This window comes from Paenarthrobacter sp. NPDC091711 (assembly GCF_044756605.1).
Taxonomy (GTDB): domain Bacteria; phylum Actinomycetota; class Actinomycetes; order Actinomycetales; family Micrococcaceae; genus Arthrobacter.
Genome location: NZ_JBIVTF010000003.1, coordinates 66,983 through 80,764 on the forward strand (window position 1 = coordinate 66,983; position 13,782 = coordinate 80,764).

Annotated in this window: 12 protein-coding genes; 1 reads left to right on the forward strand and 11 read right to left on the reverse strand. The window is 59.8% G+C overall.

From position 1 onward, the window contains the following. Nucleotides 1–62: 62 nt before the first annotated feature. The 11 genes from ACIQH5_RS06080 to ACIQH5_RS06130 form a co-directional block, all read right to left on the reverse strand. Nucleotides 63–1,577, reverse strand: coding sequence for a hypothetical protein (locus ACIQH5_RS06080; RefSeq protein WP_400401193.1), 1,515 nt, complete (start codon nt 1,575–1,577; stop codon nt 63–65). Nucleotides 1,578–1,838: 261 nt separating this feature from the next. Next, nucleotides 1,839–3,413, reverse strand: coding sequence for a polysaccharide biosynthesis tyrosine autokinase (locus tag ACIQH5_RS06085; RefSeq protein WP_400401195.1), 1,575 nt, complete (start codon nt 3,411–3,413; stop codon nt 1,839–1,841). Between the two features lie 155 nt (nt 3,414–3,568). After that, nucleotides 3,569–3,871 carry a PqqD family protein gene (locus tag ACIQH5_RS06090; protein WP_400401197.1) on the reverse strand — a complete coding sequence of 101 codons (303 nt, stop codon included), beginning with the start codon at nt 3,869–3,871 and terminating at the stop codon, nt 3,569–3,571. A gap of 102 nt (nt 3,872–3,973) precedes the next feature. Continuing rightward, the gene (locus ACIQH5_RS06095) at nt 3,974–4,606 is read right to left on the reverse strand and encodes a glycosyltransferase (RefSeq protein ID WP_400401199.1); all 633 of its coding nucleotides are present in this window, start codon (nt 4,604–4,606) and stop codon (nt 3,974–3,976) included. Beyond that, nucleotides 4,599–5,207 (reverse strand): glycosyltransferase, encoded by a 609-nt coding sequence (locus ACIQH5_RS06100; RefSeq protein WP_400401201.1) that lies wholly within the window; start codon nt 5,205–5,207, stop codon nt 4,599–4,601. The genes ACIQH5_RS06095 and ACIQH5_RS06100 overlap by 8 nt, the downstream gene beginning before the upstream one ends. Beyond that, nucleotides 5,191–6,279 (reverse strand): glycosyltransferase family 4 protein, encoded by a 1,089-nt coding sequence (locus tag ACIQH5_RS06105; protein WP_400401203.1) that lies wholly within the window; start codon nt 6,277–6,279, stop codon nt 5,191–5,193. Before ACIQH5_RS06105 ends, ACIQH5_RS06100 begins: the two co-directional genes overlap by 17 nt. After that, complete coding sequence (locus tag ACIQH5_RS06110; protein ID WP_400401205.1) at nt 6,269–7,552, reverse strand: glycosyltransferase family 4 protein; 1,284 nt, start codon at nt 7,550–7,552, stop codon at nt 6,269–6,271. The genes ACIQH5_RS06105 and ACIQH5_RS06110 overlap by 11 nt, the downstream gene beginning before the upstream one ends. Beyond that, entirely contained in the window at nt 7,549–8,394 is an 846-nt protein-coding gene (locus tag ACIQH5_RS06115) for a hypothetical protein (protein ID WP_400401207.1), read from the reverse strand. The genes ACIQH5_RS06110 and ACIQH5_RS06115 overlap by 4 nt, the downstream gene beginning before the upstream one ends. A gap of 49 nt (nt 8,395–8,443) precedes the next feature. Continuing rightward, a complete protein-coding gene (locus ACIQH5_RS06120) occupies nt 8,444–9,808 on the reverse strand; it encodes a lipopolysaccharide biosynthesis protein (protein WP_400401209.1) in 1,365 nt (454 codons plus the stop codon). Further along, nucleotides 9,808–11,133 (reverse strand): hypothetical protein, encoded by a 1,326-nt coding sequence (locus ACIQH5_RS06125; protein WP_400401211.1) that lies wholly within the window; start codon nt 11,131–11,133, stop codon nt 9,808–9,810. The genes ACIQH5_RS06120 and ACIQH5_RS06125 overlap by 1 nt, the downstream gene beginning before the upstream one ends. Continuing rightward, nucleotides 11,130–11,696 (reverse strand): DapH/DapD/GlmU-related protein, encoded by a 567-nt coding sequence (locus ACIQH5_RS06130; protein WP_400401213.1) that lies wholly within the window; start codon nt 11,694–11,696, stop codon nt 11,130–11,132. Before ACIQH5_RS06130 ends, ACIQH5_RS06125 begins: the two co-directional genes overlap by 4 nt. Before the next feature lie 851 nt (nt 11,697–12,547). Between ACIQH5_RS06130 and ACIQH5_RS06135 the strand changes: the two genes are divergently transcribed. Beyond that, the gene (locus ACIQH5_RS06135; protein WP_400401215.1) at nt 12,548–13,774 is read left to right on the forward strand and encodes a glycosyltransferase family 4 protein; all 1,227 of its coding nucleotides are present in this window, start codon (nt 12,548–12,550) and stop codon (nt 13,772–13,774) included. Nucleotides 13,775–13,782 lie beyond the last annotated feature (8 nt).

The window sequence follows — 13,782 nt, forward strand, 5'->3', positions numbered from 1 at the left end:
TGAATCAGGCTCCAGCTCTCACTGACCAGCGATCCACGGCATTCTCAGTGTGGACGTGGCATCTAGCGCGGAGCCTCGCTCAACGGTTTGCCATTGGCAAGAATCCAGTTGCTCGAAATCGCTCCCTGCGGCGTAGCGGGTGTCAATATTCCTTTGACGCGCTGTCCGTTGTACCCGTCGGAATGAGTCACGGAGATGTTGTTCTCGACCGAGCCATTGGCGTAGTCGATCTCAAGGGCGTAGCCCTGTTGGCCGAGCCCCCCTGCCTGCGGCCCCGCGGTCCTCGAAGTTATGGAGAGATTGTTGTACTTGGACCTTCCCTTCAATTTCACACCCGGATGGTCTTCGGGCGTTGGCTTCGGCTCGGAGGATTGGCCTTTCCAGACAGAGTCGTTGGCATAGTTGTCGGGAATGGCCCCCCACCCGTCTCCGTTCGACGCCGCACTCGCGTCGGCCAGCATGTTGTTGGCCAACGCAGCGATCTGCCCGTTGACACTCTCGGCGCCGTCTAGGAGGAATCCTTCAGCCCCGCAATTCTGCGCTTCGGCCGATGAAAACTCGCAGATACCATTCACAATTTTGTAGCCGGCCGCGGCTCGCCGCATTTTTACGCCACCCCCACCGACTTGCCACCTCTCAAGCACCTGGCCGCACCAAAAGGCTTTAGTATTTGAGAATTTTGTCGATCCGCTTTGTTGCATAAACCCGTGATATTCGGAGTTGGCCACGGTGATGTCGCTGAGGGACGTGTCGTGACCGGCGGTGAATCCGTTTCCCCCGGCCTGCATGGAAACGATCTTGCGAAAACGAATCTCACCGCCAATCTTGTTCGTCATCGCCGCGCTGCCGTAGGTATTCAACACGAAAATATTCTCAAAGTTGGAGTAAGTGTCGCCATACATGGAGGCAGAAGGGTTGGTGTAGTCAGGGACCATGAGTATCCCGTGCGAATTGAACTGCCAGTTGTCGGGGTTTGCAGGATGTCTACCGGTCAACAGGGCTCCAGCACCCGTATAGCTCAAACCGTCTGTGAAACTCTGGCCCCAGCGGTTTCCGTTGATCCTCAAATCGCGGACATCGTGAAGATTGCTCATCGGTTTATTGACGAAGACTGAACAATTCGCATCGTCTAACAACATGAAAGTGGTCTTGTTCCATCCCAGCCCCCAAATTGCCACCTCACTCAGCATGACGATGGGCTTCTTTACGCCATAGCCGATGAGCTGGTTCGCGTTGCCTTCAAAGACAGCAATGCCGCCACCGACGTTCGCGATCTGTTGGAGAAAAGCATTGATCTCCTCAGACTGGTCTGTCGCCGCCGTCCCCGGAGCGCCCACCGCCTGGACATTTGGTAGGCCCTGCTTGCCAGCACTGTATTTCCGCCCGTCCGAATCGGTTGTGGACGGCATGGTGGCTTTGGGCAAGATCCCGAAGTCCGATGCGTAATAAATCCGCCTGGCGCTCTTCGTCACAGCCGTCGCCGCTACGGCTGGCGCCGCGCCGGCAAAAGCTGCCCCGGCCGCCAACGCAAACCCTCCACTAGCGATAAGTGCTCGTCTGCCAATCGTCGATTCCATCGTGTTCTCCTTGCCATGTCGTCATGCTAAATAGGCGAAAGCCTTCCCCGGCTTGGAGAGGGCTTCTTAGTGATGTGCAGAGGTGATCGGGTCGGCATTGCCGGTGTGCCCCGTTCTGGCCGCGTGTGCGACACGGACGCCTCCTGGCGGTCCGGAGATTCAACATCAGATCCGCCCCGAACCTGACGGCCTTGGTTCACGACAGAGAAATCTCACGTCGTGTCCTCACGCGGCCTCAACCGACCCCTCGAGGCAGTACAACTAGCTGGGAGGGGCCGAACGCCGGCCTCTGGAGCCGTCCTGGGGAGCACGCCATTTGCTGACGGAGTCCAGGAATGTTGAAGCCTCACGACTGTCGGGCACGGGATTCACTGCGTAAGTGTCCAGAGTCCTGCGCGAAGCCGATGTCGCGGCGTTACCTGGCACCGGGGGTTGGTGGTCCTGAGGGTCTTCGGCGCTCCCATATGCACCGTAATAGCCATAATTGAGATCTCCGGGCCCCTTGGTGGCAACGCAGTTGAGAATCACACCCAGAACGCGTCCGCGAACACGCGTGAGGTTACCGAGCGCCCGGTACAGGGTGTCCCGGGTGGTCTTGCGCGCCCTTGCAACCACAAGCGTGCCGTCTGCGACGCGGGAGAGTACAGCTGCGTCCGTGACAGGAAGCAATGGCGGAGCGTCAATGAGGACCATGGCTCGCTGCGAAAGATCCTTGAGCAGGTGTTCCATGGCCCGTGAACCAAGGAGCTCAGACGGATTTGGGGGTATGCGACCCGCGGTGAGGATTCGAAGGTGGGGATTGGGACCCCATTCCTGAAGTACGTCATCGATGGAAGCCCGGCCTGAGAGGACGTCCGTCACACCAACATCCGGCAAGACCCCGAAAACCTGATGAACTGTGGGTCGGCGTAGGTCTGCATCCACAACAATGACGTCCCTGCCAGCGGCGGCGATGGTCGCAGCCAGATTACTGGTCACTGTGCTCTTGCCTTCGGAAGGGAGGGAGCTGGTGATCAGGAGGATTCGGGGAGGGTTGTCCACATCAATGAAGTCCAGATTGGTGCGCAGTTCCCTCAACGCTTCAGCCATGGCATGGCCGCCGGGGACCCTGTGGGTTCCCGTAGTACTTTCAAGGACGCTCGACTTTTCGCTCAGCCGTTTGTCCAGAGGCAGAGTGCCGACCACCGCCAGGCCGAAGAGGCGTTCAATCTCGCTGGCACCGCGAATCCTGCGGTCCAGGTGGTTTCGTGCGAGGGCATAGCCAAGGCCAATGAGTAATCCGGCGGCCAGTCCAATTCCAAGGGTTGCCGTCAGAAGCGGGGAAACGGGAGCCGATGGCAGGCTCGCCTTGGCCAACGGGACAATCTTAGTGACAGGCTCGGTGCCGGGGCTCGCATTTCCCTTGTCCAATTCGTAGACCTGCGCAGCCAAGGCAGTCACCCACGCATCAGCCACATTTTGGGCGGTTTGTGGATCGGATGACCGTGCACTGACCCGGATTTCCACCGAGTCGAGGGGGACACTCACGCTGATTGATCGCGTGATGTCCGGGGCCGATTCCTTCAAGCCCAAAGACTTAATGACGCTTTCAGCTACCAGGATGGATTCGCCCACTGACTGATAACCCTTGGCTTTGGATTTGGCGAGGCTGTCTCCCGCGAGGGACATGCCGAGGTTTTCGGCCCCCGCGGCCACCACTATGCCACTTGATTCAGCGGAGTAGACCTTGGGCTGGAGGGCGTACCACCCCAGGGATCCTCCCACCATCAACACTGTGATGAACAGGATCCCGAGCCAATGTGAGCGGACTACGGAAAGGAGGTCATTACCTGACATCCCTTGAGGTTTATCGTCCTGCAGCAATTGTGTGGTCCTCTCCATGCATGCCAGGTGCGTACTATTCCAAGACTTGTAGTGTCAGTCTCGGTACTGTCACGGAGTACTGAGAGCCTCGAAGGCGGCGAGGCTCCGTACCTGGATATCGCCTGTCATTACCGCGGAGGGTCGCAGATGGGATTGTCACTGCCCTCGGCAAGGCCATGGAAGGAAAGTGCTGCAAGGAAGTTCCTGACGTGCTCTGCCATGGAAGATTCGTGTGCTCCTGCGTAGGTGCTGGTCAACTCTTTGAGAATGTCGTTTTCAGTACGTGTTCCATCAATGAGTTCCCAGATCGCGGCCGCAGACCCTAGAAGGACGAGAGGGGAGCCACGTTCCAGATTCAAGACCACCAAGCGCTCTTCGCCGTCATCCGGGACTTCGGCCACAGCTTTCGCCCTGTGCCAGAACTGATTCACTTCATTGCACCTGTCTGCGAGGCCCGGGGGTGTGCCGGCGGCTGAACTAAGGCGGCTCCGTGTTCCCGCCCGGTTGGCTCTCCGTAGCCGTCGTCGGCTTTATCAGTATCTATGGGGAGCCCCTGGTTCCCCGAGCACATGCTCCTTGGCGGAGTTCAGGCGCTTCGCGGTGTAGCCGGACAGGCTTTGGTAGACGTCCTCGAGCTGATGGGAGACCACCTCCATGGAGAACCGTTCCCTCGCCAGGTGGAGGGCGGCCGCCGACGAGGAGGCTCTAAGGCCGGGTTCGTCGATAAATCGACGTAAAGAAGCGGACAGGCCCTCGACACTTGAGTCGCAGACGAGTCCGGCTCCCGACTCCTCAATGAACGGGGCAAGCCCGCAACTGTCGGTCACGATGACCGGGACGCCCACGGACATGGCTTCAAGGACGCTCATGGGGAACGGCTCATTGATTGAAGGCAACACGTACACAGATGCTCTTCGCATCCGGTTGAGAGTGCTGCCGGGCTCCAGCGGGCCTTCAACCCGGATCCAATCCAAGGCACCTTTTGCCCGAATCTGCTGACGCACCTTGGACTCTTCGCCTTCGTCCGGCCCCACGAATGCCACCTCTATGGGCTTGTCGATGGTGTTGGCCAGCATGGCCGCCGCTTCTACAAGGACAGTGGGCCGTTTTCTGCTGTGCAGCCGGGCCAGGTAGAGAATTTCGAAGGATCTGCTCTTCTTATCCACGGCGACCCTTATCCACTGAGACGTCGGCTAGAGGCACTCCGTTGACGAGCCGTTCGAGAGTTCCGTTACCAACGCCCAAAAGAACTTCGAGGGATGTCTGTTCTTCGGGCGTCAGCCAAAAGCACCGTTGGCTGGCGCGCAGCACTCGAAGGGTCAGCAGCCCGTCCAGGATCTTGGCCAGCTTCTTCTCGGACTCGTCGATCATCCCGTGCGTTTGGACCACGAAGGGTGTGCCTCGGATCAGGCAAAGAAGGGCGGCTGGAAGCATCACCAGGTCGCGGGCAAGGTGCAGGTGGACAACATCTGCGTCCTTGAGCGCCCGCCATAGAGAAGGCAGCATGGCTGGAGCGCAGAGCCCGGCGAAACCGGTACCCGGGATGACGCGGAGGGCCCTGAAAAGTCGGGTACGCACGCTTGGGCCAAAGTACGACGGGTCCACGTCCCCGCGTGCACCAGCGAATATCTGAACTTGGTGTCCTAGCTTTGCAAGTTCTGTGGACTGGTTCTGCGCAACCCGGACGGGCCCGCCGTAGGCCCCGTCCGGACTGACGAGGGTTACTACCTGGACGATTCTCAGTGAATTCCTACCGATTCCTGCCACGACCGGCCTCCCTTAGCGTGCGTTCGATGGCCGCGTAGTAGCGGTCCACCATGACGTTCTCTTTGTGCTTATGGGCATGGGCTAAGGCTTCCCGTCGCCGCGCGGCAACGTCATCAGGACTGCTGAGCAGTGCACGAAGGTGGCCGTGCAACGACGTCGCATCGAGGGGTGTAAAGCCCACTGCCTGCGCGCCCGCCGCGTCAGGAAGCCCGCCATGATCTGCATAGACCACTACGCATCCCGCGGCGGCCGCCTCCAGGGCCACGGTTCCGAACGGCTCCGGCATCCGGCTCGGTATCACCACGATGGAATTCCGGTTCAGGATCAGGTTGGCCTCTTCCGGGCCTTGGGAGCCCACGAATGTCACAGCGTTGCTCAAACCGCTCTTCTCGGCGAGGTCCTCAAGGCGTTCACGGTGGGTGCCATCGCCCACGATGGTCAGTGTGAAGCCGTCTATTTCTCCTACGAGATTCGCTGCTGCCTGGATCAGGAGGTCGACACCCTTGTCCTCGCTGAGACGGCCCAGATAGACGATCCCCAAGGGGGCACGTTCCTCGCCATCGAGAACTGAGAAGAATTCATCTCGATAGCTGTTCGGAATGACTTCAACATCGCCGTCAACATGATCCGCCAGCGCCTGGCTGTTGGCCACGATGACATCCGCCCGCTGGATTATCCGGTACTTAGCGGCATACTTGGTCCGCTGGAATCGGGAAAGTTTCTGCCCGGGCATGGTCACCCACATCCTGAGGGTGACCATCCATGGCTTGCGGATCAGCGCAAGAGGCCACCAAAGTGAGATGGCCGGGTTGTTATGAAAAACGACGTCGGCCCTGTTCACCAGCGCCAACAGGCGAAGTGGGGAGGGTCGCCTGAAAACTTTGTACGGAAATGAGCGGGTCTTGTCGGTCTCAGGTGTGTTGGTGATGACTGTTACTTCAGCACCGTGCCTCATGAATCCACGCGCAAGAATGTCCGATGTAATTTCCACTCCGCCGACGCTCGGGTAGAAGACGTGAGCGACCAGGACGATCCTCAACGGTCGTTCTTCGGGATGAGAACTATTGGCCACGAACACCACTTCCAATTTCTTGCAGGAACTGCGCAATCCCCTCACGGAATGGGCCCCACCCCGAGGCTCTGGCGATGTCCAACGCTTTGGCGCTCCGCTGTTCAACCAGCCCAGGGTCATCCAGGAAATGTTGGAGTTCGGCAACAATCTGTTCGGGCGCAAAGCGATCCACGATTGCACCGGCACCTTGAGCCACGAGGTCGTCGACGCCGCTTCCGAGCGTGACTATCGCGGGCAGGCCCTGGCTCAGTCCTTCCAGGGCCGCGAGAGACCGGCCTTCAACGAGGCTCGGTAGCAACAGCACGTGGTGCTTGCGCATTTCCAGGAGAATTTCGCTCCTCGGCATCGTGCCGCGGTAATCCACCGTCCCGAGCATGTCCTCAAGTGCGGGGAAAGTCTCGCCAGGCAGTTGGCCAATGGCAGTAACGCGCACGGCGGAAGAGAGAGCTTTGGCCGTGGACACCACATCAGCAATCCCCTTCATGCCCACGATGCGCCCCACGAACAACACCTTTAGCGGGCCTGCACCGTCCCATGTCAGGGGTGCCTGCCCCGGCTGGACGTCGGGACAGCCGTAGGGAATCTCTGCTATTTGGCTATCCACGCCAGCTGCGCGAAGGCTCTCAGTAACTTGGGCCGACGGTGAGATCAGCCGCGTTGCCAACGCGAGCTCGAGGTCTTCCATGGCATGGACCTTGCTTCGGGTTAAGTCCTGGCGCGCCGTGATTGCCCATTCCGGGGCGAGACTTTCGAGCTGTTGGGCCCAGCGCCTGGTGGCCGCCCAGTGAACGTGTGGAACTTCCAGAACGGTTTCCATGCCGCGTTCTCTGGCCACCTTGAACACTCTTGAAGCGAAGGTTGAGTATCCGTAGATGGCGGTCGGCTGATTCAGTCGGCCGAGGGACTTGATCGCCTTAGTCTCTACCTGCTCGGCGACCCAGTGCGCGGACAGCGGACCGGATGCTGAGCCAAGCCGCCTCAATGCTGCCGGGCGGGTTCGCAAGAGAAGATTGCGGACGAGTTCACTGGCCGGCGTGACGTGCAGCTGATGGTCTTCGATCATGGGAAAAAGCCGGCGTTTAACCAGTGACCTCGCGGGCGGGAGCCAAGACAATGCCTCCGAATCTGTCCAGCCGATTGAGGTGACAAAGGCGGACAGTTGGCGGTGTTCGCTCAGCGCGGTCAGGGTCTGACGAACGTTCTCGTTCCCGAAGGGGTGCACCAGCATCGTTTGCATGGAGCCCGCGGATGTATGAGGAGTGGGTACCGTCATGGCGTGTTGGTGATGTAGTTGGCGGCGGTGTCGGAGGCGACGCAGGTGATGTCCGCAGGACTAAAGACCGCAGCCAATTGTGTATCGTTCTTGCCTTCGCTCACGTTCTCGTTATGAAGGCCCTGCTGCTGTGACCTGGGGTAGATGGTGAGGTGTTGCCCGGCAGCGTCGACTACCCGGCGACGATAGCCGTTGCGAATCGCCAGCGCATTCAGCCAGATGTCGTCCGCGCGAGGGGCAACCTCAAGGAAGGAGGTGCCGGCCTCCCGCAGTACCTTCTGAAACCGGGGAGGCAAGAGCATTCCCCCCACGCCGGTTAAGAAGTTCGCGTGGCTGACTGAATCTACCGGTGCCGGTTCCCAGGTGTTGTAGGGCGTGACACGGGTGGAACTCGGATCGGTGATGATTCTGTGTGCCCGATAGCCGGGGATCTGTTTCTGACCCGCGGCGCCCATGAGTCCCTCAAGCCAACGCTGCGGGTACATGACGTCGTCATCGGCAATGGCGAGCAAAAGGCCATGATCAGCGAATTCCCGACAGTACGGGAAGTACTTCTTGTGCGGCCCGAGGTCCTCGCAACGGAGGATTTCGAGTCCGCGGCGCTCCAGACGCCGGAGCATGGGGTACGCTGCCACGGTGAAATCAGGTTCGTCGACCCACAGGATCATACGGGCCGGAAGAACCGAACCGGCCGCGATGGACTCCAGCGCATGGGCGACGATTCCCAATCGGCCACCGTACGAAGTCATGCTCACGGCAACTCCCGCAGTTCCCGTAACGACGCGCCTGGAGAAGCGGTTCCGGATCCGCAGGCCGGAAATCAGCGCTGATTTGTACACCATCCGAGGCACTCTGGGCAGAGCACTGTCCAAGGCGAGATGGCGCCCCGGACTAGTTTGAAAAGGCATCTACTTTCTTCTTTCCTGTTGTTCTTGCCAGCGTTTTCAGGACGAGCTGAATGTCCTGGGATCTAAGCCCGTAGAAGCCTCGAAGGCCCATCCCGAAGTGTGTGCGCAGCCAGACGATATTCATGGTCCCGGCAACGATGTTTCCCACCAGGGTGGACAGGGCTGCTCCCATGGCACCCAGGGTGGGTACCGTCATGAAGAGAACTGCCGTGTTGGCGATAGCTCCGATTACCATTCCCCAGCTCCGGAGGCCCGGGCGTCCGCGGGCACTCAACCCAGCGCCGGCTACCGAGCCAGGTGTCCCTAGGGTGACCCCCGCGAGGATCACCCAGGTGACAGCAATCGCGCTACCAAAAGATGCTCCGAAAAACATCGGAATTGCCCACGGCAGGAGCACACCAATCCCGATACTCGCCAAGCCGGCCGCCGCCGACGTCAGACGCGCGGTCTGTTGAAGACGGCGCATATCCTCTCGATCGTGGGACCTTCCCGCGTCCGAGGAAAAGACGACGTTGCGCACGGCCCCGGCCAGTGCAGCTGGGACCTCGCCCAAACTGACAGCAACGGCATAGAGCCCCAACTGCACTGGGCCTGCCAGTGGAATCATCAACAATTGGTCGAGCCGCAGCAGCACGATGCCCGCCAGTGAACCGACCCATAGCCGACTCCCGTAGTTGAACAGACGGACTCTTTTTGCGGTGACGTTCGTGGTTCCCCGCCGGTATTCGATGAGGTACGGCAGAGTCAGGAGACCCTTAATCAACGGAAGTCCAAGCATGACCACCGTTGCAGTCAGGGGGACCAAGTGACCCGAGATGGCCAGCGCGGACAAGAGAACCAGCCGGAGTATCGATAGGGCGAAATCCATCAGAGCGGATTTCTTCCAAGCGTGCGTACCGGCAAGGACACTGTTGGGAATGGACGCCCAGAATGTGGGGATGGTCAAAAACGCGGTCACCATAATGAGCTGCTCGACCTCGGCGTTACCATCAGCGAGGACCGGGGCACTCAATGCCACGAAGGCCCCTGCTATGGCACCAAGAATGGTCAATATGCCAAACGCCCGCCGTACTGCCCTGCGGGCGCCCCTTGCCCGCCGTGCAACATAAAACGTCAGTGCCTCCGGCACGCCGAGTGCTCCAACAGCCACAGCGAACAGCATGGGGGCCATTCCCGCGGCAAGCTCCCCTCTGCCGGTCACACCAAGACATTGGGCCAGAATTGGGGCAGTGGCAAGGGACATCAGGGGGGTAATTGCCGAGCCGGCTACGGAATAGAAAATACGGCTTCCATGGCTTTCCTCTTGAGCAGGGTCCGTACTATTTCTGCGGAGCATTCGAGCTGTCATTAAGTGGCTAACCGCCCTGCAGGAAACACCGGCGAACCGTTCGGAACCGGAAACTGACTGGATGAGACCTGGTAAGGGTCTTTCTTCGTCCGAGGTGTGCGGGTGCGGCGGTAGCTCGCCATGGCGAGAACAAACCAGAAGAGATGAATGTCTATGGAGTTCGCGCCAATGGAGCTGTAGCCGTTGATCGCCACAATGATCAAGGCTGCGGCCGCGGTGCCTGGCCAGCTTGCCCTGTCCTTGATGTCGATCTGACCGAAGAGGAGGCAAAGCATGAAGATGAAGAAGGCAACGACGGCAAGAATGCCGAACATGAGAGCCATAATGAAATAGCCGTTCTCAAGGCTGGAACCCAAGGTGCCCACGCCCTTGAGATCCCGACTTCCCGGATAGCCACCGGAGAAGAACTCGGAAGTGTGCTCCCAAAACCAGTCGAAAGCAGCCACTCTCAGCGCGGCCGAGCCGTTGTCGTCTTCGAACTTTCGCAGGAGCTTCTCACCGGCTTCGCCTTGAATGCTGATCAAAAGTGCTCCGAGGACAACAGCGGCCAGGAGAATGCTTCGAAGGACTTTCTGTCCTCCGATGATCACGAGGAAGACGAACCCAACAACGGTGAGAATGAGGCCCATGCGGCCGTAGGCAAGAGGCACAGTCACGAGGAGGACGGCCGCCAGCGTGAAGCGCAGGAACATCGACTTGATCAGGGCAAGAAGCGGCATGACCGCCGCAAAGAAGACACCAACTTGGATGCCGTGTCCAAAGGTGCCGATTGCTGCACCAAGCTCTGAAACTGTGCCAGTCAGCCAGATCTTCGAGAATTCACTTTCCCAAACCAGGGGCCGACCTGTAGCCACCTGGATCTGCGATAACACTGCTTCCGTGAGTGCCAGGAGCGTAAACGCCACCAGGAAGGCTTTTCCTGCCCCAGGCAGGGAGCGGATGGAATATCGCATAAACACGAAGATGTAATAGGGCGCCCACACGATACCAAGGACAAACATCGCCGTATCCAGCAGTCCTGCGCTGCCGGGGTTTCCGACGTCGGTCATCATGACTGCGGCCATGCCACCAATAATGGCCTGCGGCCAAACGCCTGCGGAACGGATCACTCGTCCGAAGATGGTGGGAGCGAATACCACCTGGACAAGGACAAAGCACAGGAACAGGTATGTGGACGGATGCAGCCCGGGCATAACGTCGTTCTGAACCACGCCAGGAACCAGGAGCCGTACCGCGATGACGGCGGCCAAAACGAAATGCATGCGACGAACAAATACGACGCTGAAGACCAGACAGAGTCCTATCCAGATGATCAGCGTGCTCAAAGCGGTGTTCCGTCCGCCTTGCGCAGACGTCCAGGCAATGTGGTACCTATCGGTGCCAGCAGCCGCGTGCCGTCCGGTAGGTCCTTCACTACCAAAGTGCCAGCTCCCACCAGGCAAGAGGCACCGACGTTCACGCCGCGCAGCACTGTGGCCCGCGCACCTATCCAGCTACCGTCACCAACCACAATTGGAGCGTTGTCGAACTCAAAAGTAGGGGAGTCGAAAGAGTGGCTGCCGGTGCAGATGAAGACGCCTTGTGAGATGCAGCAATCGGAACCTATGGTGACTGGCTCAAGATTGAGAATCCAAGCATCGACTCCGATCCAAACGTTGTCCCCGACGGTCAGCTTCCACGGCCAATGGATAGTAACTCCGTGGCGGACTTTCACGCCGTGGCCGATGGAAGCGCCGAATGCCCTGAGTATGCGCACGCGCAATGACGACGGGCACCACCAGGTGTTGAAGACCAGATTTTGAACTGCGAACCAGGCCGCTTGCCAGAGTAGTCCGCGGCCCTTGTCGTAGCCGGCGCCGGTGAACCCGGCGAGATCCAACCGGCTCATCCTCGGCGGAGCCCCAGCGCATGGGCGTGACCTGCCGTTAGTACTGAACATGCCAGCACCGTCGTCGTGGTGTCCATTTGTCCTCAGCATTCTGTCTTCCGGATACCACCCGATTCTGGTTGGAGGCCCGCACCCCCTAGGCCCACTCAAACCCGCTTTCTCAGTGGTGCTGTCAGCGGCCAGGCAACCCCTATCAGACAACCAGCGGCGGAATCAGGTGCCTCCGGCGTCCGGTTGCGCCATTGGTGATTTTCGGGTCCTCAGTGGAGGTCTGCGGCTATTACGTATGGAGGCCAAGGCCACCTGCGTATCAGGCAAAACCGGCGACGGCGTTGCTACTTTCCGGCCTCTCCACGCAGACGTTTTCGGTTGCCATACGCAATACCGTGTGGACCTCCACGGAGGAAGCGGAATGGTGGGGGAGCCGGTTCAGCCCTGCAGGGCTTCACCACTGAGGAAGTGGGTCCTTTCGGCTCTAGGGGGTGTGATCCTCCCACCAAAATCGACTCGTATCCGATTGACAGAATGCTGAGGCGAAATGGACACCACGACGACGGCGCTGGCATGTTCCCCATCAATGACAGGCCACACCCATGCCCTTGAACTCCAGCCTGGGGCTCAAAGCCTGGCTGTTCCCCTTGGACGGGAAATCCCGGGTGACCCCCATCCCGGTGTTGCTGGACGAGGGCGACGAATCGCCTTGATTGCGGGCATCGTCCTGGGCCATGCGGTCACTCTTTTCGGGCCGTTGCTGCTTGGTCGTTTTCCTCTGGCGCCCCTGTGACGTCCAGACATTCGGCGCGCCGGAGGCGTGCCAGGGCCATGAGCTTCCGCCGGATCGGTGGAGGCTCATGAAAGCGCTGATCGTGGGCCTGAACTACGCCCCGGAACCCAGCGGAAATGCTCCCTACACCACCAAACTCTCGCAAGGACTGGCGCGGCGTGGGGTCTCTGTCAAAGTTCTGACCGGATATCCCCACTATCCCGAATGGAAGATTGCCGACGGCTACACCGGCCTTTCCATGGAGGAGTCTTTGGGGGACGTCGCCGTCAAACGGCTACGGTCCACCGTCCCCCAGCGGCCCAATGGTCTTGGCCGTCTCATCATGGAACTCACCTTTGGGCTCCGCACCATGCTTGAACGCTGGGACCGCCCCGATGTGGTCCTCGTAGTCAGTCCTGCCCTTTTCTCGGCGGCGTTCGCAATTCTTCGAGCGCGCCTCTTCCGCATACCGGTGGGGATCTGGGTCCAGGACCTCTACAGCAAAGGCATAGAGGAAACGGGCGATGCTGGTTCTCCGCTGGCTTCAGTTATGAAGCGCCTTGAATCCGCGATACTCAATGCCGCGGACGGAGTCAGTGTGATTCACGAACGTTTTCGCGCACATGTCACCAATGATCTGGGCGTCCCTGCACACCGTGTCCGCGTGATTAGAAATTGGACTCACGTTCGGCACCAGCATTCGTTTGACAGATCCAAGGCCCGCGAACGCCTCGGCTGGGCGGCGACTGACTTTGTGGCGCTGCATGCGGGCAACATGGGGGTCAAACAGGGGTTGGAAAACCTGATTGATACTGCGCGGCTAGCAGGGCGCAGCGGAAGCGATGTTCGTTTTGTCCTACTGGGCAATGGCAATCAGCGGCGCATCCTCGAATCCAAGGGTGCTGGCATTGACAGGCTGCAGTTCTTGGAGCCGCTTCCGGACCGGGACTACTCGGAGGCGCTCAGGTCGGCGGATGTGCTGCTCGTCAACGAGCGTCCGGGCGTAAGGGAGATGTCCGTGCCCAGCAAGCTCACAAGTTACTTCGTGACAGGGCTTCCGATTATCGCTGCCACGGAGGCCGGCAGCGCAACAGCACACGAGCTTTCCGCAGCCGGCGCCGGAATCCGGGCTGAGTCCGGATCGCCAGGGGATCTGGTGGCCGCCATTGAGCGGCTCCGCGAGGACCCTGACTCTGCCAAGGACTTCGGAGCTGCCGGTCGGCAGTACAGCGACAGGGTGCTTACCGAAGAGGTGGCCGTGGACAGCTACGTCGAGTGGTTGAACGACCTGGCGTCCCGTCAGCGATCGCGCTGAGACAGCAT